Annotated in this window: 26 protein-coding genes and 1 tRNA gene; 21 read left to right on the forward strand and 6 right to left on the reverse strand. The window is 70.9% G+C overall.

Going from position 1 to position 22,986, the window contains the following annotated elements; all coding sequences use genetic code 11:
* Positions 1-155 precede the first annotated feature (155 nt).
* From DJ70_RS00235 to thiM, 7 genes are all read left to right on the forward strand, one after another.
* Complete coding sequence (locus DJ70_RS00235; protein WP_094528920.1) at positions 156-1,052, forward strand: complex I NDUFA9 subunit family protein; 897 nt, start codon at positions 156-158, stop codon at positions 1,050-1,052.
* A gap of 196 nt (positions 1,053-1,248) precedes the next feature.
* Positions 1,249-2,427 (forward strand): tubulin/FtsZ family protein, encoded by a 1,179-nt coding sequence (locus DJ70_RS00240; RefSeq protein ID WP_179233912.1) that lies wholly within the window; start codon positions 1,249-1,251, stop codon positions 2,425-2,427.
* A gap of 11 nt (positions 2,428-2,438) precedes the next feature.
* Positions 2,439-3,125: a 2-phospho-L-lactate guanylyltransferase gene (cofC, locus tag DJ70_RS00245; protein WP_094528927.1), complete on the forward strand. Its 687-nt coding sequence runs from the start codon at positions 2,439-2,441 to the stop codon at positions 3,123-3,125.
* A gap of 73 nt (positions 3,126-3,198) precedes the next feature.
* A complete protein-coding gene (gene cofG / locus DJ70_RS00250) occupies positions 3,199-4,371 on the forward strand; it encodes a 7,8-didemethyl-8-hydroxy-5-deazariboflavin synthase subunit CofG (RefSeq protein WP_094528930.1) in 1,173 nt (390 codons plus the stop codon).
* Between the two features lie 107 nt (positions 4,372-4,478).
* Positions 4,479-5,339, forward strand: a complete 861-nt coding sequence (locus tag DJ70_RS00255; protein ID WP_094528933.1) for a mechanosensitive ion channel family protein — start codon at positions 4,479-4,481, stop codon at positions 5,337-5,339.
* 194 nt (positions 5,340-5,533) lie between these two features.
* On the forward strand, positions 5,534-6,184 hold the full coding sequence (gene thiE / locus DJ70_RS00260; RefSeq protein WP_094528936.1) for a thiamine phosphate synthase: 651 nt from the start codon (positions 5,534-5,536) through the stop codon (positions 6,182-6,184).
* Positions 6,174-7,037 (forward strand): hydroxyethylthiazole kinase, encoded by an 864-nt coding sequence (gene thiM, locus DJ70_RS00265; protein ID WP_094528939.1) that lies wholly within the window; start codon positions 6,174-6,176, stop codon positions 7,035-7,037. Before thiE ends, thiM begins: the two co-directional genes overlap by 11 nt.
* 63 nt (positions 7,038-7,100) lie before the next feature.
* On the opposite strand, the gene DJ70_RS00270 is transcribed toward thiM, so the two are convergent.
* The gene (locus tag DJ70_RS00270; protein ID WP_094528943.1) at positions 7,101-7,847 is read right to left on the reverse strand and encodes an SDR family oxidoreductase; all 747 of its coding nucleotides are present in this window, start codon (positions 7,845-7,847) and stop codon (positions 7,101-7,103) included.
* Positions 7,848-7,935: 88 nt separating this feature from the next.
* On the opposite strand from DJ70_RS00270, the gene DJ70_RS00275 reads away from it, so the two are divergent.
* The 8 genes from DJ70_RS00275 to moaA all read left to right on the forward strand — a co-directional run bounded on the left by DJ70_RS00275 (position 7,936) and on the right by moaA (position 15,265).
* Positions 7,936-9,435: a phytoene desaturase family protein gene (locus DJ70_RS00275; protein WP_094528946.1), complete on the forward strand. Its 1,500-nt coding sequence runs from the start codon at positions 7,936-7,938 to the stop codon at positions 9,433-9,435.
* A 5-nt stretch (positions 9,436-9,440) separates the two neighbouring features.
* Positions 9,441-10,391 (forward strand): prenyltransferase, encoded by a 951-nt coding sequence (locus DJ70_RS00280; protein ID WP_094528949.1) that lies wholly within the window; start codon positions 9,441-9,443, stop codon positions 10,389-10,391.
* Entirely contained in the window at positions 10,388-11,284 is an 897-nt protein-coding gene (gene cruF / locus DJ70_RS00285) for a bisanhydrobacterioruberin hydratase (protein ID WP_094528951.1), read from the forward strand. Before DJ70_RS00280 ends, cruF begins: the two co-directional genes overlap by 4 nt.
* 126 nt (positions 11,285-11,410) lie before the next feature.
* Entirely contained in the window at positions 11,411-11,968 is a 558-nt protein-coding gene (locus DJ70_RS00290; protein WP_094528954.1) for a diadenylate cyclase, read from the forward strand.
* 99 nt (positions 11,969-12,067) lie between these two features.
* Complete coding sequence (locus DJ70_RS00295; protein ID WP_094528956.1) at positions 12,068-12,493, forward strand: universal stress protein; 426 nt, start codon at positions 12,068-12,070, stop codon at positions 12,491-12,493.
* 49 nt (positions 12,494-12,542) lie between these two features.
* On the forward strand, positions 12,543-13,325 hold the full coding sequence (locus tag DJ70_RS00300; protein ID WP_094528959.1) for an MBL fold metallo-hydrolase: 783 nt from the start codon (positions 12,543-12,545) through the stop codon (positions 13,323-13,325).
* 133 nt (positions 13,326-13,458) lie between these two features.
* Positions 13,459-14,193, forward strand: a complete 735-nt coding sequence (gene tenA / locus DJ70_RS00305; protein WP_094528962.1) for a thiaminase II — start codon at positions 13,459-13,461, stop codon at positions 14,191-14,193.
* Positions 14,194-14,260: 67 nt separating this feature from the next.
* Positions 14,261-15,265 carry a GTP 3',8-cyclase MoaA gene (gene moaA, locus DJ70_RS00310; RefSeq protein WP_094528965.1) on the forward strand — a complete coding sequence of 335 codons (1,005 nt, stop codon included), beginning with the start codon at positions 14,261-14,263 and terminating at the stop codon, positions 15,263-15,265.
* 389 nt (positions 15,266-15,654) lie between these two features.
* On the opposite strand, the gene DJ70_RS00315 is transcribed toward moaA, so the two are convergent.
* Positions 15,655-16,359 carry an SDR family oxidoreductase gene (locus DJ70_RS00315; RefSeq protein ID WP_094528968.1) on the reverse strand — a complete coding sequence of 235 codons (705 nt, stop codon included), beginning with the start codon at positions 16,357-16,359 and terminating at the stop codon, positions 15,655-15,657.
* A 154-nt stretch (positions 16,360-16,513) separates the two neighbouring features.
* Here DJ70_RS00315 and DJ70_RS00320 point away from each other — a divergent pair, with 154 nt between their 5' ends.
* On the forward strand, positions 16,514-17,527 hold the full coding sequence (locus DJ70_RS00320) for a hypothetical protein (RefSeq protein WP_094528971.1): 1,014 nt from the start codon (positions 16,514-16,516) through the stop codon (positions 17,525-17,527).
* An 85-nt stretch (positions 17,528-17,612) separates the two neighbouring features.
* On the opposite strand, the gene DJ70_RS00325 is transcribed toward DJ70_RS00320, so the two are convergent.
* Positions 17,613-18,005 carry a DUF1648 domain-containing protein gene (locus tag DJ70_RS00325; RefSeq protein ID WP_094528975.1) on the reverse strand — a complete coding sequence of 131 codons (393 nt, stop codon included), beginning with the start codon at positions 18,003-18,005 and terminating at the stop codon, positions 17,613-17,615.
* Between the two features lie 223 nt (positions 18,006-18,228).
* A tRNA-Arg gene (locus DJ70_RS00330) sits at positions 18,229-18,303 on the reverse strand.
* A 111-nt stretch (positions 18,304-18,414) separates the two neighbouring features.
* On the opposite strand from DJ70_RS00330, the gene DJ70_RS00335 reads away from it, so the two are divergent.
* Positions 18,415-19,023: an AAA family ATPase gene (locus DJ70_RS00335; RefSeq protein ID WP_094528978.1), complete on the forward strand. Its 609-nt coding sequence runs from the start codon at positions 18,415-18,417 to the stop codon at positions 19,021-19,023.
* On the forward strand, positions 19,020-19,472 hold the full coding sequence (locus tag DJ70_RS00340; RefSeq protein ID WP_094528980.1) for an RNA-binding domain-containing protein: 453 nt from the start codon (positions 19,020-19,022) through the stop codon (positions 19,470-19,472). The genes DJ70_RS00335 and DJ70_RS00340 overlap by 4 nt, the downstream gene beginning before the upstream one ends.
* A 35-nt stretch (positions 19,473-19,507) precedes the next feature.
* Here DJ70_RS00340 and DJ70_RS00345 read toward each other — a convergent pair whose 3' ends face one another.
* Both DJ70_RS00345 and DJ70_RS00350 read right to left on the reverse strand, forming a co-directional pair.
* The gene (locus DJ70_RS00345) at positions 19,508-20,089 is read right to left on the reverse strand and encodes a transporter (RefSeq protein WP_094528983.1); all 582 of its coding nucleotides are present in this window, start codon (positions 20,087-20,089) and stop codon (positions 19,508-19,510) included.
* Between the two features lie 100 nt (positions 20,090-20,189).
* Positions 20,190-21,005, reverse strand: coding sequence for an endonuclease III domain-containing protein (locus DJ70_RS00350; RefSeq protein WP_094528986.1), 816 nt, complete (start codon positions 21,003-21,005; stop codon positions 20,190-20,192).
* Positions 21,006-21,117: 112 nt separating this feature from the next.
* Between DJ70_RS00350 and DJ70_RS00355 the strand changes: the two genes are divergently transcribed.
* The 3 genes from DJ70_RS00355 to DJ70_RS00365 all read left to right on the forward strand — a co-directional run bounded on the left by DJ70_RS00355 (position 21,118) and on the right by DJ70_RS00365 (position 22,973).
* The gene (locus DJ70_RS00355; RefSeq protein WP_094528989.1) at positions 21,118-21,492 is read left to right on the forward strand and encodes a YlbF family regulator; all 375 of its coding nucleotides are present in this window, start codon (positions 21,118-21,120) and stop codon (positions 21,490-21,492) included.
* A gap of 60 nt (positions 21,493-21,552) precedes the next feature.
* On the forward strand, positions 21,553-22,263 hold the full coding sequence (locus DJ70_RS00360; RefSeq protein WP_094528992.1) for a MinD/ParA family ATP-binding protein: 711 nt from the start codon (positions 21,553-21,555) through the stop codon (positions 22,261-22,263).
* Between the two features lie 83 nt (positions 22,264-22,346).
* Positions 22,347-22,973, forward strand: a complete 627-nt coding sequence (locus tag DJ70_RS00365) for an RAD55 family ATPase (protein ID WP_094528995.1) — start codon at positions 22,347-22,349, stop codon at positions 22,971-22,973.
* The last annotated feature ends 13 nt before the right edge of the window (positions 22,974-22,986 follow it).

Here is a 22,986-nt window from a genome sequence, read left to right on the forward strand (position 1 = left end):
TCGGACCCCTCCCGCCGGCCGCGCTCCCCCTCGCGCCCGCCGACGACCGTGTTCCCCGTCGCGTCCGCCGACGACCGTGGTTCGCGTTGACGGACGTCGTCCGGGCGTCTGACGCCGCGGTAGGTTTACGTTCGTTCCTCGCCAATCGGGGGGATATGAAGGTCCTGGTAGCCGGCGGAACCGGTTTCATCGGGTCGTACCTCTGTCGCGCGCTCGCCGAGGACGGCCACGAAGTGACCGCGATGTCGCGGTCCCCGGCGGAGACCCCCGAGGGGGTCGACTCCGCCGTCGGCGACGTCACGGCGTACGACTCCATCGCCCCCGCGGTCGAGGACCACGACGCGGTGGTGAACCTGGTCGCGCTCTCGCCGCTCTTCGAGCCGAAGGGGGGCAACGTCATGCACGACCGGGTCCACCGCGCCGGGACCGAGAACCTCGTCCGGGCGGCCGAGGAGGCCGGCGCCGACCGGTTCCTTCAGATGAGCGCGCTCGGGGCCGACCCCGACGGCGACACCGCCTACATCCGGGCGAAGGGGGAGGCGGAGGAGATCGTCCGGGAGAGCGACCTCGAGTGGACGGTGTTCCGCCCCTCGGTCGTCTTCGGCGATGGCGGCGAGTTCGTCTCGTTCACGAAGCGGCTCAAGGGGATGTTCGCGCCGGGCGTGCCGCTGTACCCGCTCCCCGGCGGCGGGAAGACGCGCTTCCAGCCGATCCACGTCGAGGACCTCGTTCCGATGCTCGCGGCCGCCCTCGAGTCCGACGACCACGTCGGGGCGGTGTACGAGGTCGGCGGCCCCGAGACGCTGACGCTCCGGGAGGTGACGAACCTCGTCTACGAGGCCGAGCGGAAGGGCGTCACGATCGTCCCGCTGCCGATGCCGCTGGCGCGACTCGGGCTCTCGGTGTTGGGCGCCGTTCCGGGGTTCCCGATGGGGAGCGACCAGTACCGGTCGTTGAAGTTCGACAACACGACCGCCGACAACGACGTGGGCGCGTTCGGCGTCGACGCCTCGGAGATGACCACGCTCGCGGCGTATCTGGGGGTCGAATGACCCGTTCCACCGGCTCGACCGCCGGGATCGTGCGGGTCGACGCCGGGAGAGCGGGGGCGATCGTCTCGCGATCGCCGGACCCGACGGCCCCGATGGCCGGAGCGGGATCCGTGCGGATCTCAGGACTGGTAACGCCATCAGAAGCCTTATGGTCCGGATCCCACTCTGGTCGTTTCAAAGACGGAGGGAGTTCAACATGAAACTGGCAATGATCGGATTCGGACAGGCGGGTGGGAAAGTCGTCGACAAGTTCCTGGAGTACGACAAACGGACGGGGTCCGAGATCGTGCGCGCCGCAGCGGCGGTGAACACGGCCAAGGCCGACCTCATGGGGCTCGAACACGTCCCCGAGAGCCAGCGCGTGCTCATCGGACAGTCCCGCGTGAAGGGACACGGCGTCGGCGCGGACAACGAGCTCGGCGCGGAGATCGCCGAGGAGGACATCGACGAGGTACAGGGGGCGATCGACTCGATCCCGGTCCACGAGGTGGACGCGTTCCTCGTCGTGGCGGGACTCGGCGGCGGCACCGGCTCCGGGGGGGCGCCGGTGCTGGCCAAACACCTCAAGCGGATCTACACCGAGCCCGTCTACGGGCTCGGCGTCCTGCCCGGCAGCGACGAGGGCGGGATCTACACCCTGAACGCGGCCCGGTCGTTCCAGACGTTCGTCCGCGAGGTGGACAACCTGATGGTGTTCGACAACGACGCCTGGCGGAAGACCGGCGAGTCCGTCCAGGGCGGCTACGAGGAGATAAACGAGGAGATCGTCCGGCGCTTCGGGATCCTCTTCGGCGCGGGGGAGGTCCAGCAGGGCCAGGAGATCGCGGAGAGCGTCGTCGACTCCTCCGAGATCATCAACACGCTGTCGGGCGGCGGCGTCTCCACGGTCGGCTACGCCGAGGAGGAGGTCGAGGAGCGCAGCTCCGGCGGGCTCCTCTCGCGGCTCCGCAACGACGACGACGGCGACGAGCTCGACAGCGCCCACACCACGAACCGGATCACGAGCCTCGTACGCAAGGCGGCGCTCGGCCGGCTCACGCTCCCGTGTGAGATCGAGGGCGCGGAGCGCGCGCTGCTCGTGCTCGCGGGGCCGCCGGAGTACCTGAATCGGAAGGGCATCGAACGCGGCCGCAAGTGGCTCGAGGAGCAGACGGGCTCGATGGAGGTCCGCGGCGGCGACTACCCGTACCGCGGCGCCGGCTTCGTCGCCACCGTGATCCTGCTCGCGGGCGTCACGAACGTCCCGCGGATCAAGGAGCTCCAGGAGGTCGCCATCGAGGCGCAGGACAACCTCGACGAGATCCGCGAGGAGAGCGACGAGAACCTCGACGACCTCGTCAGCGACGACGGCGACGAGCTCGAGTCGCTGTTCTAGGCGACGGTCGAATGGAGGTCCTCGTCCCCTTTTCCGCCGACCGACCGAAATCGCGGCTCGCGGACGCCCTCTCTCCCTCCGAGCGGGCCACGTTCGCGCGGACGATGCTCGCCGACGTGTTAGCGGCGATCGACCGCGCCGGCGGCGACCCGCACGTTCTCGCGACCGACGAGTTCGACCCGAGCGACGGCCCCGTAGCGGGCGGGCCGTCGCCGCCCGTGACCGTCGACGACCGGCCGCTCACCGACGCGGTCAACGCCGTCCTCGCGGAGCGCCGACCGGGCGGGGAAGGTGACCCGCTCGCGGTCGTGATGGCCGACCTCGCGCTCGCGACGCCCGCCGCGTTCGACCGGCTGTTCGCCGGTCACGCGGGCGGAGACGGACGCGACCGGAGCGGCGCGCCGGACGTCTCGATCGTGCCCGGCCGCGGCGGCGGCACCAACGCCCTCGTCGTCTCGCACCCGCGGTTCCGCGTCGACTACCACGGCGCGTCCTACCTCGACCACCGGCGGATCGCCGACGAGGTCGGGGCGACGGTCCGGACGGTCGACTCCCACCGGCTCGCGACGGACGTCGACGAACGTTCGGACCTCGCGGAGCTCCTGATCCACGGCGACGGCGCGGCCGCGGCGTGGCTCCGGGAGGCCGGCTTCTCGCTCGACGCGGACGGCGGCCGGGTCGGGGTCGTCCGCGAGTAGGACCCCTCGGAGCGGTTCGCGGCCGCGATCCGCGACCGCGACGCTTTTTGAACTCGGCCGCCGAGGTGGTGGCGTGTTCGCGGAGGCGGCAGCGTACGGGATCGACATCGACGTCGACGATCGGGCGGTCGAGCGGCTGCTCTCGGTCGGGCCCGCCGACGTCGAGGTCGCGGACGGGCTCACCTTCGCCCGGAACGTCTTCGTGCCCCTGACGACCGCCTGCCGGTACACCTGTACGTACTGTACCTACTACGACGTGCCGGGCGAGGCGTCGCTGCTCTCGCCCGAGGAGGTGCGCGAGCGGTGCCGGGTCGGCGCGGACGCGGGGTGTACGGAGGCGCTTTTCACCTTCGGCGACGAGCCGGACGACCGGTACACGCGGATCCACGAGACGCTCGATGAGTGGGGGTTCGACTCGATCCACGACTACCTGTATCGGGCCTGCGAGATCGCCTTGGAGGAGGGCCTGCTCCCGCACTCGAACCCCGGCGACCTCACCGAGGAGACGTTCCGTGACCTGCGGGAGGTGAACGCGTCGATGGGCGTGATGCTGGAGACGACCGCCGACGTCGACGCGCACGCCGGGGGTCGACGGAAGACGCCCGGCCAGCGGCTGAACACGATCCGCGCGGCGGGCCGGCAGGACGTCCCGTTCACGACGGGGATCCTCGTGGGGATCGGCGAGGGGTGGCGGGACCGCGCGGAGAGCCTGCTCGCGATCCGCGAACTCCACGAGCGACACGGCCACGTCCAGGAGGTCATCGTCCAGAACGTCGTCCCCAACGAGCGGTCGGACTTCGCGAAGCCGGACCTCGAGACGATGCGGCGGGTCGTCGCGATGGCGCGAACCGCGCTCCCGCCCGAGGTGTCCGTCCAGGTGCCGCCGAACCTCTCGCCGGCGGCCGACCTCGTCGACTGCGGGATCGACGACCTCGGCGGCGTCTCGCCCGTCACCGACGACTACGTCAATCCCCAGTACGCGTGGCCGGACCTCGAGGGGCTCCGGACGGTCGCCGACGCGGGCGGGATCCCGCTCCGGGAACGGCTCCCCACCTACGTCCGGTATCTCCCCGCGGACCTCCGACCGGCCGACGCGGATCCGGCTCCGGACCCGGCGACCCGCGACGCGTGGCTGCCGCCCGCGGTCGCGGACCGGATCCGCGCCGACGACGTCCACGGCCGGCGGCTGCGGGCGGTCGCCCGCGGGGAGGGGCCGCTCGATCCCCGGCCGGCGCGCGGCGACTGAGGGGTCGATCGCGGCGGTCGGCCGCGGCGGCGGACCCCCCGATCCGGCGGGCATAAACAACTGCGCTGCCAGTAGCTTCTTTAAATATCCCTCCGAACGGGTGGACGATGATACCACTACAGTTCGGGTTGTCGGGGATCGCGGCGGCGATCGCGGGGTTCCTGTTCACCGCGTTCCTGTTCGTCGCCGGCTTCGTCGCGGTGTTACTGCTCGGGAAGGTCGTCTTCGTGCCCGGCGTGGAGCGGGCGATCGCCTCCCGCGGGTTGGACGAGGCGGTCAAGAGCCTCGGGTCGAGCGTCGCGAACGCGGTCGTCTGGGTCGCGGCGATCGCGATCGGGTTCACGCTCGCGGGGTACGGCGCGTTCCTCTCGGCGTTCGCCGTCTTCGGCGGCGCGATCGCGCTCGCGGTCGGCTTCGCCGCGCAGGACCTGCTGGGGAACTTCGTCGCCGGGGTCTTCATCCTGAAGGACAAGCCGTTCGAGGTCGGCGACTGGATCGAGTGGGACGGCAACGCGGGCCGCGTCGAGGACATCGACCTCCGCGTCTCGCGGATCCGCACCTTCGATAACGAGCGGATCACGGTGCCGAACGGGGACCTGGCGAACAACGCCGTCACGAACCCGGTCGCCTACGAGACGCTCCGCCAGAAGTTCGTCTTCGGCATCGGCTACGACGACGACATCGCACGGGCGACGGACATCATCGTCGAGAAGGCCGAGGCGCACGCGGAGATCCTCGACGACCCCGCCCCGTCGGTCCGCGTGGTCGAACTCGGCGACTCCGCCGTGGGGCTCCAGTCGCGCTGGTGGATCGACGAGCCCGACCGCGGCGACTTCGTCCGGGTGCGCTCGGAGTACGTCACCGCGGTGAAGGAGGCGTTCGACGAGGCCGGCATCGACATGCCGTACGTCCACCGGCAGCTCACCGGCAGCGTCGAGGTCATCGAGGACGTCGCGGACGGCGAGTAGCGTCGTCCGAACCTCCCCCCGTCTCGATCCGCTATTCGCCGGCCGTTCCCCCCTCTCCCCGTTTCGGTCCGTTCTCCTCACAACCCGCTTCCCTCACCCTCCGCTCCCTCTCACGTTCCGTTCCGTCCCCGGCGACGCCGTCCTCCCGTCGGCCTCCCGCAATCGTTTTGCGTGACCACTAAAACATACAACCGATGAATACGACATCGGATCCGTCGTCGTGGCGGACGTATCTCGTGACGGGGGCGGAGCACTCGGCGGGCAGGGAGACGCCGACGATCGTCGCCGACGCGCTGGCCGGCGGGATCGACGTCGTCCAGCTCCGCGAGAAGGGAGCCGACGCGCGGAGCCGTTACCACCTCGGCCGCCGCCTCCGCGACCTGACCGCGAACGCGGACGTTCCCCTGATAGTCAACGACCGCGTCGACCTCGCGGCGGCGGTCGACGCCGACGGCGTCCACCTGGGACAGGCCGATCTGCCGGTCGAGGTCGCCCGCGAGCGGCTGGGTCCCGACGCGATCGTCGGCGTCTCGGCGTCGACCGTCGCGGAGGCGACGGCGGCGGTCGACGCGGGCGCGGACTACCTCGGGGTCGGGGCCGTCTACGGAACGGACTCGAAGGACGTCTCCGGCGACCGCGACGGGATCGGAACCGATCGGATCGCCGCGGTCGCCGACGCGGTGGACGTGCCCGCGGTCGGGATCGGCGGGATCGACGCGGGGAACGCGGCGAGCGTCGTCGAGGCCGGCGCGGCCGGCGTGGCGGTCGTCTCGGCGATCACGGCCGCCGAGGACCCGCAGGCCGCGACCGAGTCCCTCCGGGAGGTGGTCTCCGATGCCCGATGAGCGGGACCCGACTACCGCCCTCGACGCCGACTCCCTCCGCCGGACGCTGTCCGCGGTCGGGGAGACCGCGCCGCTCGTCCATCACCTCACGAACGACGTGACGACGAGCGAGACGGCGAACGTCACCCTTCACTGGGGCGGACTCCCGGTGATGGCCGACGCGCCGGCCGAGGCGGGCGACATGGCCGCCGGCGCGGACGCGGTCGTGGTGAACACCGGCACGGCCGGTCGGGCCGACGTCGACGCGATGATCGACGCCGGGCAGCGGGCGAACGAGGCGGACGTTCCGGTGGTTCTCGACCCGGTCGGGTACGGCGCGACCCCACACCGCGTCGAGTCCGTCGGTCGACTGCTCGACGCGGTCACGTTCGACGTGATCAAGGGGAACGCCGGGGAAGTCCGCGGGCTCGCGGGGGAGGAAGCGACGGTCAGGGGCGTCGAGTCCGTGGGCGAGGCGTCGGACGTCGCGGACGCCGCGACCGCGCTCGCGGCCGAAACCGGCGCAGTCGTCGTGGCGTCCGGACCGACGGACGTCGTCGCCGGCGCGGACGGGAGCGCGTACGAACTCGCGGTCGGCCACGAGCGAATGGGCTCGTTCGTCGGCTCGGGGTGTATGCTCGCGAGCACGCTCGGGACGGTCGCGGCGACGTCCCGCGGGAGCGACGCGCCCGTCGGGACGACGACGGAGGCGGCGCTGGTCGCGACGACGGCGTACGGACTGGCCGGCGAGCGCGCGGCCGAGACGAACCCGCCCGGACCGTCGAGCTACCGAACCGCGTTCATGGACGCGGTGGCGGCGACGGCCGCGGACCCGCCGGCGGTCGGCGTCGACGATCGCGTGTCGCGAGTCTGATTCCCGACGCGAGCGGGGCCCGCTCCACGATCGGAACCTCCCGACGAGGCGGGGGCGGCGGACCTACCGCGTCGCCTTCTTCCACTCGCGGAGCCCGACGCGCTCGCCGTCGACGTCCTCGGCCGGCGCGTCGGTCGCGGCCCAGACGAAGAGCGGGGCGACGCTCTCGGGGTCGCGGGCGCGCTCCATCCCCGTGAGGTCGGTGGCGACGAGCCCCGGATCGACGACGCCGACCGTCGCGTCGAGGTCGGCGGCGAAGCCGCGGGCGACCCCCTCGGCGGCGGCCTTCGAGACCGCGTACGCGCCCATCCCGGCCTTGGACTCGTGGGCGACCGATCCGGAGGGGACGAGGACGCGCGCGTCCGCGGCGAGGTGTGGCACCGCCTCGCGTATCGTGGCGAACACGCCGCGGGCGTTCGTCCGAACCGCGTCGTCGAACGCGCGGTAGGTGGTCCCGTCGAGCGGCGACTCGCCGGGCGCGCCGTGGAAGACGGCCGCGTTGGCGAGGACGACGTCGACGGGGCCGGCCTCGCGGGCGACGCGCTCGAAGAACCGCTCGAGGTCGAACTCGTCGCGGACGTCGACGCGGGCTCCCCAGGCGGTGCCGTCGGGGTCGGCGTCGTCTCCAGCGTCGTCGTCTCCGGCCGCGCCGTCCTCGCTCGTCTCCCCGTTCAACTCGGCGACCGTTCGCTCGACGGCCGCGCCGTCGCGGCCGGAGACGGCGACGAACGCGCCGGCCTCGACGAACGCCTCGGCGACCGCCCGCCCGATCCCGCTCGTTGCCCCGGTGATCGCGACCGTCGGTTCCATCGGGGATCCGTAGGGGCGACGGCGACTTAGTGGTACCCACCGCGGCCGTCGTGGTGGTATTTATACGCCTCCCGTCCGAGGATCGGATATGGACGCGGCCCCCGACATCGACGCCGTGGCCGACGAGTCCGTCGTCGTGATCGGCGGCGGCTTCGGCGGCCTCTCGACGGCCTGTTACCTCGCCGACGCCGGCGCGGACGTCACCCTCCTCGAGAAGAACGAACAGCTCGGCGGGCGCGCGAGCCGCCTCGAGGCCGAGGGGTTCCGCTTCGACATGGGACCGTCGTGGTACCTCATGCCCGACGTCTTCGAGCGGTTCTTCGGCCACTTCGGCCGCTCGCCGGAGGAGTACTACACGCTCACCCACCTCGACCCCCACTACCGCGTGTTCTGGAAGGACGGCGACCGGGTCGACGTGCTCCCCGACATGGCGCACAACCGGGAGCTGTTCGAGGCGTACGAGCCGGGCGCGGGCGACGCGCTCGACGCCTACCTCGAGGAGGCCGAACGCACCTACGAGATCGGGATGGAACACTTCGTCTACGAGGACCGCCCCCGCCTGCGCGACTACGTCGACCGCGACGTGTTGCGCTACTCCTGGGGGCTCTCGCTTCTGGGGAAGATGCAGGGCCACGTCGAGGGGTACTTCGATCACCCGAAGCTCCAGCAGCTGATGCAGTACACGCTGGTCTTTCTCGGCGGGTCGCCGACGAACACGCCCGCGCTGTACAACCTGATGAGCCACGTCGACTTCAACATGGGCGTCTACTACCCCGACGGGGGGATCGGCGCGGTCGTCGACGGGATCGTCGAGCTGGCGGAGGAGCTCGGCGTCGAGTTCGTCACGGACGCGGAGGTGGCGGGGATCGAGGGTCGCTACGGCGCGTTCGCGGTCGACACCGCGGGCGGCGACCGCTATCTAGCCGACATCGTCGTCTCGAACGCGGACTACGCACACACCGAGCAGGCGCTGTTGCCGGAGCGGAAACGGCAGTACACGGAGGAGTACTGGGAGTCGCGGACGTTCGCGCCCTCGGCGTTCCTCCTGTACCTCGGCGTCGAGGGCGACGTGCCGGAGCTCGCCCACCACACCCTGGTGTTGCCGACGCGGTGGGAGGAGCACTTCGCGAAGATCTTCGACGACCCCGCCTGGCCCGACGACCCCGCCTACTACCTCTGTGTCCCCTCGAAGACCGACGAGACGGTCGCCCCGGAGGGCCACAGCAACCTCTTCGCGCTCGTCCCCATCGCGCCCGGCCTGGAGGACACCCCGGAGCTGCGCGAGGAGTACCGCGAGGTCGTGCTCGACGACATCGCGGAGAACACGGGGACGGAGCTGCGCGACCGGATCGTCTTCGAGGAGACGTTCTGCGTCGAGGACTTCGCGGACCGCTACAACAGCTACGACGGGAGCGCGCTCGGGCTCGCACACACCCTGCGGCAGACGTCGCTGTTCCGGCCGCCGCACCGCTCGAACGCGGTCGACGGGCTCTACTTCGTCGGCGGGACCACGACGCCGGGCATCGGCGTCCCGATGTGTCTGATAAGCGGAGGACTGACCGCCGAGCGGATCGCGGACACGATCTGAGAGCCGTGACCGGGTTCGACGCCGCGGACGACGAGGCCGGAGACGACGCCGACCGCGCCGGCGACGGGACCAGCCTCGACCGCGCCGGCAACGGGGCGGCCGACCTCGCCGACCACCTCCGGTACCTGCTCGTGCTCTCGCGGCCGCGCTTCTGGCTCTACCTCGCCGGCCCCGTCGCGGTCGGGGTCACGTACGGCATCGACGGGGTGGCGGGGCTGTTCACGCCGACGACGGTCGCGCTCGCCGGCTACTTCCTCGTCCCGGCCAACGTCTACCTCTACGGCGTCAACGACCTCTTCGACGCCGACGTGGACGAACACAACCCGAAGAAGGACGACCGGGAGGCCCGCTGGCGGGGAAACCGGCTCGCGCTCGCCGCCGTGGTCGTCTCGGCTGTCCTCGGGGCCGGAACGTTCGCGATCACGCCGCGGGTCGCGTGGCCCTTCCTCGCCGGCTTCCTCGTCCTCGCCGCGGGATACAGCGCGCCGCCGCTGCGGTTCAAGACGACCCCGTTCGCCGACTCCGTCTCGAACGGGCTCTACGTCCTCCCCGGCGCGGCCGCGTACGCGACGGTCGCGGGGGCGGCCCCGCCGACGGCCGCGCTCGCGGGCGCGTGGCTGTGGACGATGGGGATGCACACGTTCTCCGCGATCCCCGACATCGAGCCCGACCGCGAGGCCGGGATCCGGACGACCGCGACCCTGCTCGGCGAGTCGCGAACCTACGCCTACTGTCTCGGCTGCTGGGCCGCCGCCGCGCTCTCGTTCACCGCGGTCGACGCCCGGATCGGCGCGCTTCTCGGGGTCTACCCCGTCTTCGTGGCGTGGGTGTCGGTCTCCGCGGTCCCCGTCGACCGCGCCTACTGGTGGTTCCCCGCGCTCAACACCGCGGTCGGGACGCTGCTCGCGATGGGCGGGCTCTGGCGGGTGTATCCCGTCTGGGAGGTCCTCGGATGAGCGACGACGCTCCCTCGACGACGGACGCGGGCCCGGAGACGTCCGCGGGTTCCGAGTCGGGTACCCTCCGCGACCGGCTACCGAACACCCGCGAGGGGGCCGAGCGCCTTCTCGACGGGATCGTCCGCGACAATCGGTTCACCATCGCCGTGTTGTTCCCGGCGATCGGCGCGGTCACGCTCGTCGGGAGCGCGGAGGGGTGGATCCCCGAGCCGTTCGCCTTCCACCCCTGGTTCGTGCTGTTCGGCGTCTGCGTGATGCGCTCGCCGCTCGCCGTCGGCGTCCTCCCGCTTTTCGACCGGCGGGCGGCCGGCTGGCTCGGCGTCCTCGTCGCGTACACCTACGCCATCGAGAGCGTCGGGGTCGCGACGGGGTGGCCCTACGGTAGCTTCGAGTACGCGATCGACCTCGGCCCGATGCTCGGTGGTGTTCCCCTCGCGCTGCCGGTCTTCTTCATCCCGCTCGTGGTCAACGCCTACCTGCTCTGTCTGCTGCTCCTCGGCGGGCGCGCCTCGAGCACTGCGATCCGGCTCGTCGCCGTGAGCGCGACCGTCGTCGCGATGGACGTGGTGTTGGACCCCGGCGCGGTCGCCGTCGGCTTCTGGACGTTCGGCGGCGGCGCGTTCTACGGCGTGCCGCTCTCGAACTACGCCGGCTGGGTGTTGTCGGCGGTCGTCGCCGTGTTCACGCTGGATCGCGCGTTCGAGGCGGACGCCGTCCGCGAGCGGCTGGCCTCGTGTGAGTTCATGCTCGACGACATGGTGAGCTTCGTGATCCTCTGGGGCGGGATCAACGTCCGGTTCGGCAACCTCCTCCCCGCGCTCGTCGCCGTCGCGTTCGGCCTCGGACTCCTCGCGACGGACCGGTTCGACGCCGGCCTGCTGCGGCCGTGAGGGCGGACCGGCCGGGTCGACGGCGTCGCCCGCGGCTCCGACTCGAAACCCCTTATATGCGGGCCGTCCATCCTTGAGATATGGAGACGGTCGTCGCCGACGAGACGGGTATCGAACGGAGGAGCGATGAGTAGTCTCGCCATCGAGTACGGTACTCACGAGCGCGTCCGGGAGGTGATAGACCGGTTGACGTTCTGTGCGGAACACGTGAGCGTCGACTTCGACGGGTGGGGAGAGCCCCACGTGAAGGGGCCGGGGCTGTACTTCGCCGTCGTCGCCGACCGCGAGTACGGGTCGTACGCGGACGCCATGGGCGACAACCGGTGGCCGCGGGACCGCTGTCGGTCCGTCTTCGAGGAGGACGCGTTCGTCGGGGCCGCGGAGGAGGTGAGCCTCGAGTGTGACGGCGGCATCGTCGTCGCCGTCGACGGCGAGGTCGAATCACAGATGGTCCGGTTCCGGGACCTCGGAACCAGAAGCGGGGAGGCCGATCTCGCCGACGACATCGCCTACGAGCCGTGGATGGGGTCGCGACACATGAGCGCGATCGAGACGTCGGTCAGACCCGAGGTGGTCGCCACCGTCACCCTGAGCGAGGAGACCGGTCGCGTGAGCGTCTTCAGGGGCGGGGAGGCGGAGTCGGCGACGCGCGAGGAGATCGGCGGCCCCTGGCGGGCGGAGTAGGGACCCGACCGGTCGGTCCTCGACCGGTCGACGCCGGGGAACCCCACGCGGTGGGGAGCCGACCCCATTCTTATTCCCCTCCCCCGCGAACGGTCGCGTATGTACGACGACGTTCTGGTTCCGACCGACGGCAGCGAGGCGGTCGACCGCGCGCTCGATCACGCGATCCCGCTGGCGAGCGATCACGACGCGACCGTCCACGCGCTGTACGTCGTGGACCGTCGGGTGGCGAACGCGAGTTCGAGCGACCTCCACGAGGAGGTGGTCGCGGACCTCGAGTCGCAGGGCGAGGCCGCCGTCGCGGCTGTCGCGGAGCACGCGCGGGAGGCCGGACTTGACGTCGAGACGCACGTGGAACACGGGACGCCGGACACGGAGATCGTCGCCTACGCGTCGGACGCCGGGATCGACGTGATCGTGATGAGCCCGGAGGGGAAGTCGCCGCGCGAGCGGATCCAGTCGCTCGGGAGCGTCTCCGACCGCGTCACCGACGACTCGACGGTACCCGTGTTCCTGATCAAGTAGGCCGGTTCCGGTCCTCAACGTATTTGCCCGCGGCGGTGAAGGGGCACGCATGGAACTCACCGTCCTCGGCAGCGGGAGCGCGATGCCGGTTCCCGACCGGGTCCAGTCGGGATACCTCCTCACGGACCGCGACGGCGACGTCGACCGGTCGCTGCTCGTCGACTGCGGCAGCGGCGTGCTCCAGCGGCTCGCCGACACCGACCCCGGCTACGAGGGAGTCTCGACCGTCCTCCTGACGCACCACCACCTCGACCACGTCGCCGCGCTCCTCCCGCTCGTGAAGGCGCGGTGGCTGGCGGGCGAGGAGCACCTCGAGGTCGTCGGTCCGACCGGGACGAAGGCGCTCGTCGACGGCCTGCTCGACGTCCACGACTACCTCGACGGCCGGATCGACCTCGCGGTTCGGGAGGTGCCGGCGGGCCGGCCGTTCACCGCGGGCGGGTTCGACGTCGTCGGCCGCGAGACGCGCCACTCCATGCGATGTCTCGCGTATCGGTTCTCGCCGCCGAGTCGCGAGGTCGACCCCGCCGAGGGGCCGCTCACGCTCTCGGGCGACTCCGAGGCGTTCGCGGGGCTCGCACGATTCGCGGACGGCAGCGACGTGCTCGTCCACGACTGCTCGTTCCCCGACGGGATCGACGTCTCGAACCATCCGACGCCGACGTCGCTCGGGGAGTCGCTCGCGGACGTCGACGTCGGGACGCTGCTGCTCTCGCACCTCTATCCGCACGCCGGCGGGCGCGAGACGGAGATGGAAGCCGGCGTCCGGGAGGCGGGCTTCGACGGCGACGTGCGGGCCGCCGTCGACGGGCTCGCCGTCCGGATCCCGTAACGCGGGACTCCGGGACGACGACGCCACGCGTTCGCGGACCCGCGACGACCTCCCGAACCCGATCGCGGTCCGAACCGTTCCTATAACTAAGTAATACCATAAGGTTATATCCACCTCGTCCGAACGCGATCCCATGGGATTCAGCGACACCCTCCTCGACGCGGGATCGGAGATCTGGGCGGCGCAGTTCGAGCACCCGTTCGTGTGCGAGCTCGCGGCCGGCGACCTCGCGGACGCCGCGTTCGAACGGTGGCTCGAACAGGACTACCGGTACCTCCTCGACTACGCCAGGGCGTACGCGGTCGCGGGCGCGAAGGCGCGCGAGGAGGCCGCGATGGCGACGTTGCTCGGCGGGGCCGACGCGGTCCTGAACGAGGAGCTCGACCTCCATCGCTCCTTGGCGGCCGAGTACGGCGTGACCGAGGACGACCTCCGGACGACGACGAAGGCGCCGACGTGCGAGGCGTACACGAGCTTCCTCGTCCGGACGGCACACGAGCGCCCGGTCGCCGTCGCGGTCGCCGCGCTGTTCCCGTGTATGAAGGGCTACCTCGACGTGGCCGACCACATGGCCGAGCTCGCCGAGGCGGACCACCGGTACATCCCGTTCATCGAGACGTACACGAGCGACGAGTTCCGCGCCGAGACCGCCTCGATGCGCGACCTCCTCGACGGCTACGCCGAGTCGTACCCCGGCCACCGCGACGCGATGCGCGAGGCGTTCCTCACGAGCGCCCGCCTGGAGGCGGCGTTCTGGGAGATGGCGTACGCCGGCGAGGCGTGGCCGGCCCGCGGGACGACCGATCGCGTCGACGGTCACGACCGGGGTCGCGACCACGATCGCGTCGACGATCGGGGCGGGACGTAACGTTCGATCGTTACGCTCTCCCCGCATCGACCCGGATGTTTAAACGTTCGTGCGGGTATCCGGTAGTATGGCCGAGCCGCTCGCGGACGACTTCGGACGGGAGGTGACGGGCGTTCGGGTCTCGCTCACCGACCGGTGTAACTTCGACTGTGTCTACTGTCACAACGAGGGTCTCGGCGACACGCGCGGCCCGATGGAGCCCAGCGAGGACGAGATGAGCGCCGACGACGTGGTCCGCTTCCTGGAGGTCGTGGAGGGGTACGGCGTCGACTCGGTGAAGTTTACCGGCGGCGAGCCCATGCTGCGCCAGGACTTGGAGGAGATCGTCGAGCGTACCCCGGACTCGATGGAGGTCTCGATGACGACGAACGGGACGTTCCTGCCCGGACGCGCCGCGGACCTGAAGGCGGCGGGGCTCGACCGCGTCAACGTCTCGCAGGACGCGCTCGACCCCGACGACTTCGCGGAGGTGACGAAGTCGGGCGCCTACGAGCGGGTGCTCGAGGGCGTCACGGCCGCCGTCGACGCCGGGCTCGACCCGGTGAAGCTCAACATGGTCGTGTTCACCCACACCGCCGGCTACGTGGAGGAGATGGTCGAGCACGTCGCCGACAACGAGGGGCTCCAGCTCCAGCTCATCGAGTACATGCCCGAACTGACGGGCAAACCGGAGTGGAACGTCGACATCGGACGGGTCCACGACTGGCTCGCCGAGAAGGCGGACCGCGTCGAGCATCGCGAGATGCACGACCGGAAGCGATACTTCGTCGGCGAGGACGCGCCCGGCGAGGGCGGCGGGATGGTCGAGATCGTCGACCCCGTCGAGAACGAGGAGTTCTGTGCCAACTGCGGGCGCGTCCGCGTCACTCACGAGGGGTACCTGAAGGGATGTCTCAACCGGAACGACGACCTCCGGTCGATGGGCGAGATGAGTCGCGCGGAGATCGCGGAGACGTTCGAGGCGGTCGTCGCGAACCGCGTCCCCTACTACGGCGAGTACCTGATCGAGAACGACGACGGCGAGTACGAGATCAACGAGGAGTACCTCGGAACCCCGAGCGTCGCGGACTGAGGCTCTCCTGCCGACACGGATCGCTTCCGCAACGAAACCAGTGCGATCAGTGATCAGTGATCAATCAGTGCGGTGGCGTGCGCCTGCGAGCGCCCGCACGGGCGCGAGCAGACCGCACGAGGGAGTCAGTCGCCGGCGGCGACTGACGAGGCTGGGGAGGCGTGAGGTGCGGTTGCGGGGCGGTCGGGTGGGACTCCACGGGGCAGTCGCGATTCCCGCGAGCGTGAGCGAGCGGGACCACGAAAGTCGCAGCCCGCGCAGCGAAGCGAGCAGGAACGTCTTTCGGAGGTCCTCGCGACTGAGGCTTTGGCGGCGGTCACCGCGCCGGAAACGACGAGTTTCGGTCAGCGTAGTACCGCGTCAACGCTCCGCGATCCCCGCTCGGTCGCCTACACCGACGACGTGATCCCGCCGTCGACGCGGAGGTTCTGGCCGGTGACGTAGCTCGACTCCTCGGAGAGCAGATACGCGACCGCGTCCGCGATCTCCTCGGTTCGCGCGGCCCGACCCATCGGGATCTCCGCCCTCGTCTCCTCGTCGACGTCGTAGCTGTCGGTGAAGCCGGGGAGGACGCTGTTCATCCGGATCCCGTCCGCCGCGTATCGGTCGGCGTAGAGCTTGGTGTAGGCGCCGAGCCCGGCCCGCAGGACGGAGGAGACGGGGAAGTCGGGCGAGGGTTCGAACGCCGAAAAGGTCGAGACGTTCACGATCGCCCCGCGCCCCTGTTCCGCCATGATCGGCGTGACCAGCCGGGCCATCCGGACCGTGTTCAGCAACACCAGGTCCATCCCCTCGTACCACTCCTCGTCGGAGACCTCGAGGAGGTCGCCGGCGGGCGGGTGGCCGGTGTTGTTCACCACCGCATCGATCCGGCCGTAGCGCTCGTGAGTCGTCTCGACGAGCGCCGCCAGATCGTCGGGTTCGGTCACCGACCCCTCGAAGCCGTCGCCGCCGAGGTCGTCCGCGACGTCGACCGCGCTTCCGGAGGGAGAGAGCAACACCGGGCGGTATCCGTCGTCGTTCAGCCGCCGCGCGCAGGCCTCGCCGATGCCGCTTCCCGCCGCCGTCACGATCGCGACCTGAGTGTCGTCCATACGGGCGATGCCGCGGGTGCGGACATAATTCCACCGGCGCGCCCGCGTCCAAGTGACTCGACGAGTCCGGAACCCACGCTCGGCGACGGACGTAGAGTCAAGTCCCCGCTTGAGTCATACCAACGTCTTTACTCGATCGGGGATTCCTCCACGTATGACGGAGCAGTCGACGACCAGACGGCGATTGTTGGGTGCCGGGTGTGTGACCGCGGCCGTCGCGGCCGCGGGATGTCTCGGACCGCTCGGCTCCGGCGGGAGCGGCGACTCCACCGATCCCGCCGAGCGATCCCTCCGTCTCTCGATCGCTTCTCGGGGCGGCTCCCTCCGGGAACGGTACGTGATCGACCTCGCCGACGCCCGCCCGCCGGACGCCGAGGAGGCGTTCCGGACGACGCTCGAGGTGTCGACGTACACGACGCAGTACCGAAGGCCGTTCTTCTCCACTCTCGACGACCCCACGTACGTCAGGGACGAGGGGACCTACTATCGGCTCGGGTCGGTCGTGGTCGACGAGGCCGTCGAGACCCGTCCCGTCCTCAGACTCCCGGACGGAACCCGGATCGACGACGACGCGACCGACGACGACGCGATCGCCACGGAGGCGCTTCCCGAGGGCGACCGACGCGCCGTCGAGATCGCACACATGGCCGCCCGTGCCCGCGGCGACGAGGGCGGCGTCCCGTGGGGGCTCGTCCAGCGCGGCGGCTACGTGTACCGGTCCGCGGAGGCCGTCGAAACGAGCCGCCTCCTGTCCGACGACGGTCCCGACCGCGTCGTCTACCGCGAGACGGCGTACACGGTCGAGATCACGGAGGAGCGGTTCCACGAGCCGGTGTACCGCGCGACCGTGGAACCCGTCGCGACGAGTCCGGAACGAATGGAGGCGATCCTCCGGGCCAAGTTCGTCGACGCGCGGATCGCCCGCGACGCGCTCTCCACGGAGGAGTCGAGGATCCTTCGGTCGGCCCGTGGAGAGGGGTACGACGAGCCACGTCCGTACTCCGAGGGGTATCGGGGCGTGCTGACGACCCTCCACGAGCGTGCCTATCTCGACGGGAACGTCGAGAAGGACGCCTTCAGCGACGCCGCCCGCGGATCGGGGACGGTCCTGTACGGCGGCGAGTACTACGAGTACCGGCTGCGGTTCACCACTTCCTCCGGGCCGTAGAGCGGCACCTGCCAACGTCCTCGCGGGGGCCTCATCAGACCACGCCGTGGCGGCCGCGGTCCCGGCGTCGCGACGCGGCCGCCCGCTATCTCGTCTCGACCCAAACCGCCACGGCCACCATCCCGCCGGCCAGCGCTAGCGTGATCGGGACGATCGGTACGTCGTACCCGAGGTTCACCCCGAACGCCATCATCTGAACGACGAGAAGCAGGAGCATCGCCAGGGACCCGACGATACGCTCGCCGACGTCATTGTTCGTGAGTTCGAACAGCACGCTCATGAACACGACGACCGCCGGCATCGCCAGGACCGCGACCGGTTTCGAGACGACGTTGTCCGGCTCGCCGGCGGCGTTCCAGTGGATCGCCATCTGTTCTGGAAGGGTCGAGTAGAGGGCGACCCCGACCGCCAGCAGCGCGCCGATGACGAGGGCGGCGACCGTCTTCTGTCGGGCGAGGAGTCGTGCTGGAGGGTTCATGGCAGGCGGTGACGCGACCGACGGATAAATACGTTGTTCGAGTCGGTTCGATGACACTACTCGCGGCTAACGAACACGGCGGGATCGTCGTGGAGGAACTGAACGGACACAGTGGGATTCGAACCGAAATCAGACGTGCTCGCTCACTCCGTTCGCTGCGCGCGACTGATAGGGTTCGAATCCCCTACGTACCGGTTCGCTCGTCGCTTCGCTCCTTGCTGTACGGGCACGGTGGGATTCGAACCCACGACCGTCGGATTAGAAGTCCGACGCTCTATCCTGGCTGAGCTACGTGCCCTCGCCCCGACTATCCGGGCGGGCGGGTAAAAACCGTCGTGGTTCGTGCCGCCGCGCCGGCGTCGACCCCGCAACAGCAAGCCTAAGTCCGCGACGCCGGTAGCTCCCGGTAATGAACGTCATCGGTACCGTCGGCCTCCCCGGCAGCGGCAAGGGCGAGGCGGCGAACGTCGCCGAGACGGCCGGCGTCCCGGTCGTCGTCATGGGCGACGTGATCCGCGAGGAGTGTCGCGAACGGGGGCTCGACCCGGCCGAACACCACGGACGGATCGCCGGACTCCTCCGCGAGGAGGAGGGCGACGACGCCATCGCCGCCCGGACGATCCCCCGGATCCGGGAGGCGGCCGAGGGACGCGACGTCGACACCGTGCTCGTCGACGGCCTCCGCTCCACGGTCGAACTCGAGCGCTTCCGCGAGGCCTTCGGCGACGACTTCACGCTCGTGGCGGTCCACGCGCCGTTCGAACTCCGCGCCGAGCGGCTGGGCGAGCGCGGCCGCGACGACTCCGACTCCGACCTCGAGGCGCTCCGCGAGCGCGACGAGCGCGAGATCGCCCTCGGGCTCGGCGAGACGCTGGAGCGCGCCGACGTCGAGATCGACAACACCGGGACGCTCGAGGCGTTCCGGGAGCGCGTCCGCGAGGTGCTCGACGTGGACGCCGGAACGGGATCGGGAGCGACCGGGTCGAACGCCGAGCCCGCGGGCGGTGGTCGCCGGTGATCTACAGCGTCGACGTCCGGATCGTCGCGCCGGTCAACGACACCGAGGTCACGGACCGCGTCGCCGACGCGGTGCGGAACGTGTTCCCCGACGCCGAGCCGACCCACGAGGACGGCCGCCTCGTCGCGGAGACGCACACGCTCGACGCCTTCTCCGACGTGCTCCACGAACAGGAGATACTCGACACCGCTCGCCGGGTGTTCCTCCGCAAATCGACGGCGGACGGCTTCTCCTTCGCGTTGAAGAAACAGGCGGCCTTCGAGGGAACAGTCAACTTCGCCGTCGGCGACCCCGACGAGCTCGGCGACATCGACGTCGAGGTGCGGGTCCGGGAGCCCGACGTCGAGTCGTTCATCGACTACGTCGCGCCCGAGACCGACGACGGCCGGCCAGTCGACCCCGTTCGCGAGTACGGCGACCGGTTCGACCCCGAGGACGGGGCGTACTGACGCCCGAGCGAGCGGTCCGGCTCTCTATTCGACCCCTACCCGTCCGCGAGAAGCGCCGCGGCCGCGCCGCCTATGGCACCGAAGACCGCGGGATAGACGATTCCCGCGATCAGACCGGCCGTCGGGAGGATCGGCGCGATGGAGCCGTCGCCGATCGCGTAGCCGACGACGAACACGCCCGCGAGCGCGACCGGAAGGTAGCCGGCCACGACGAGCCCGCCGGCGCGGGCGCCCTCGACCGGTTCGGTGACCCCCGCGAGGCGTCCGACGAGGAGGCCGGCGACGAGCAGGAGGACGGGCGGAACGAGGTACATCGCCGCGAGCGAGCCGGCGTCCGACTCGGCGATGAAGTTCACCACTTGCGTCCCGCCGAGCGGGGTCGGCACCTCCGTGGCGACGACGTGCGCGTTGTAGAACACCCATCCGACCGCCTTCCACGGCGGGATCGGGTCCCCGCCGATCAGGTCGGCGACGAAGTTGATCCCCCGAAGCGACTCGCCGACCCGCCCGCGCTGTGTCACGAACACGATCAGGTAGCCGAGGACGTACGCCGCGACGCCGCCGGCCGCGCCGACGGCGAGGTCGCGCGTCGCGTTCGAACGGTCAGTGGTCGACATGCCGGTCGGTCGTCGGGGACGCGGTAAGTGCTTGGTGGGTCGGAGGCGTCCTCGCTCCGCCGTTTCCCCGATCGACCGTCCTCACGTCCCGGCCGGGACGTCAGTCGTCGCCGGCCGCGACCGTCTCACCCGGATCGACGACGGTGCCGTCGAACTCGTTCACCCCGACCCGGTCACACAGGTCATAGAGAGGACAGGCTTCGGGGTCGTCCAGACACGCGGGCTCGCGCGCGGTACAATACTCTCGACCGAACTGTATCATCGCCGTATGTCCGAAGCCGCACTTCTCGGGCGGGACCGCGGCCTCGATCGCCTCGCGGACCCCCTCGTGGTCGGCGTCGGGCGGGGCCAACCCCATCCGTCGGGCGATCCGGTGGACGTGGGTGTCGACGGGGAAGACGCCGCCGCGGCCGCCGGCGAAGAGCAGGACGCAGTCGGCCGTCTTCGGGCCGATCCCGTCGACGGACAACAGCGTCTCGCGGACCTCGCTCGGGTCGCCGTCGGCGACGAAGCGGTCGAACGCCTCGGTTGAGCCGAACTCCCGGAGCGCCCACGCGGCCGCCTCGCCGATGACCTCCGACTTCCGGTTGTACAGTCCCGCGGAGGCGATCGTCTCGGCGAGCTCGTCGCGGTCGGCGTCCGCGAGCGCCTCGGCCAGCCGGTCGGCCGGCCCGTACCGGTCCATCAGCGAGTCGTGTGCCGGCTGGCTCGCCTTGTCGGAGGTGTTCTGTGAGAGGATCGTCCGGACGAGACACTCGAAGCCGTCGCGGCCGCCGTACGCCTTCCGCCAGTACAGCTCGCCGAGCGCGTCCACGACCGCCTCGGCGCGGGAGTCGCCGTCGCCGGGCGCGAACTCGTCGATCTCGCCGCCGCCGTCCGGACCGCCGCTGATGTTCTCCGCCGGCTCGTCGACCATGGCCGTCCGTTGGGCGTGATCGGTCAAAAGGCTCGTGTCCGCGTCGGTCGCCGTCGAACCGGCACGGGACTCCCTCCGGCAGGTTGAAACCGATCGGCCCGTAACTGAACCCATGAGCGTCGAACAGGCCCCCATCGAGGAGCTCGGACGTGAACTCGGCGAGCGGATCGCCGCCACGCCCGAGTACGAGCGCTTCGAGGAGGCACACGAGGCGGTCCAGCGCGACGAGGACGTCCAGGAACGCATCGACGAGTTCGAGCGGATCCGCGCCGAGTTCATGCAGGCGCGCCAGACCGGGGACGCGACCCAGTCGGACCTCCATCGCGTCCAGAACGCCCAGGAGGAACTTCACTCCATGCCGACCATGAGCGAGTTCCTCGACGCCCAGGACGAGCTCTCCGACCGCCTCGAGGCGGTCAACGAGGCCATCTCGGAGCCGCTCGCCGTCGACTTCGGCGGCGAGGCTGGCGGCTGCTGTCAGGACTGATCCGGGCGGCCCGACCCGACCGCCCCTCCGTTTATTCCGGATGGCGACACATCCCGTCGCGTGATAGCCGTCGCCGGCGGAAAGGGCGGAAGCGGAAAGACGACGACGACCGTGGGGCTCGCGCGCGCGTTCTCGCGGCGCGGCGCGCCGGTGGTCGCCGCGGATGCCGACTGGGACCTCCCGAACCTGGCGGAGTTGGCCGACGAGACCGGCGAGCCGGTCGCGACGCCGGAGGGCGGGTCCGCCGACGGGACGGCCGAGCGGACGGGTCGACCGAGCGTCACTCGAGTCGCCCGCGGGGAACGATCGGTCCCGGTCGGTCGTCGCGAACCCGTCGTGCTCGACGCGCCGGACCGGCCGCGCGAACACGACGCGGCGACCGTCCTCGCCGACCTCGACGACGTCGTTCCGGCGGACACCCCGCTCCTCCTCGACTGCCCGGCGGGAGCGTCGCCGGACGTGGCGGCCCCGCTTCGGGCGGCCGATCGATGCGTGTTGGTGACGCCGCTTCGACGCCCGGCGCTGCGTGACGCGGCGAAGACCGCGGCGATCGCTCGGCGGCTCGACTGTCCGCCGCTCGGCGTGGTCGTCACCCGTACGCGGTCGGTTCCGGCCGCGGTTCCGGAGCTGTTCGGTTGCCCGCTGCTCGGACGCGTCCCGTCGAGGCCTCCCGTGCCGCTCGCGGCCGCGGCGGTCGAGACGGCGTACGACGCGGCCGCGACGGCGCTCGTCGAGGCGCACGCGGGCGGCGACCGGTGGCGGATCGCGTGAACCGACGACGTGGCGGAGGGCCCGGTCGGCGCCGCAGCGCCGCCATCGACAGAGCCAAGCGTCCACGCGAGTCAGTGAGGGGCATGGAGCGGCTGCCGACCGGGATCCCGGTCCTGGACAGGGAGCTCGACGGCGGGCTCCCTGCCGGGTGCGTGGTGGCGTTGACGGCCGACCCGGCCAGCCAGTCCGAGCTGTTCTTGAACACCTTCGCCGGCGTCCGGGAGACGCTGTATCTCACGACGGTACGGTCCGCCGACGCGGTCGAGAGCGGCCTCTCCGGATCGTCCGTCGAGACCGGCGATCCCGTCGTCGAGGCCGTCCACGGCGAGGGCCCGATCGAGGACGCACGCGGGTTCCTTCCGTCCGTACCGGACGACGGAACCGTGATCGTCGACTCCGTGGGCCCGCTCGAGGACGCGTCGACCCCGCGCTACCGGTCGCTGCTCTCTGACCTCGGCGATCGAGTGCGGGAGACGGACGCGACCGCGGTGCTCCACGCGCTCGAGGCCGGCGGCGGACGCTCCCGGAACCGCGTCGTCACGGAGCAGGTCGCGGACGTCGTCTTCGACCTCCGGACCGTCGTCACGGGGACCGCCATCGAGAACCGCCTCGCGGTCCCGAAGTTCCGCGGCGGGGCGGCCCTCGAGGAGCCGGTCAAGCTCAAGCTCACCGACACCGTCTCGGTCGACACGAGCCGGGACATCGCGTGACGAGGGCCGACGT

Origin of the sequence: Halorubrum halodurans (genome assembly GCF_002252985.1) — an archaeon.
GTDB classification, from domain to species: Archaea; Halobacteriota; Halobacteria; order Halobacteriales; family Haloferacaceae; genus Halorubrum; species Halorubrum halodurans.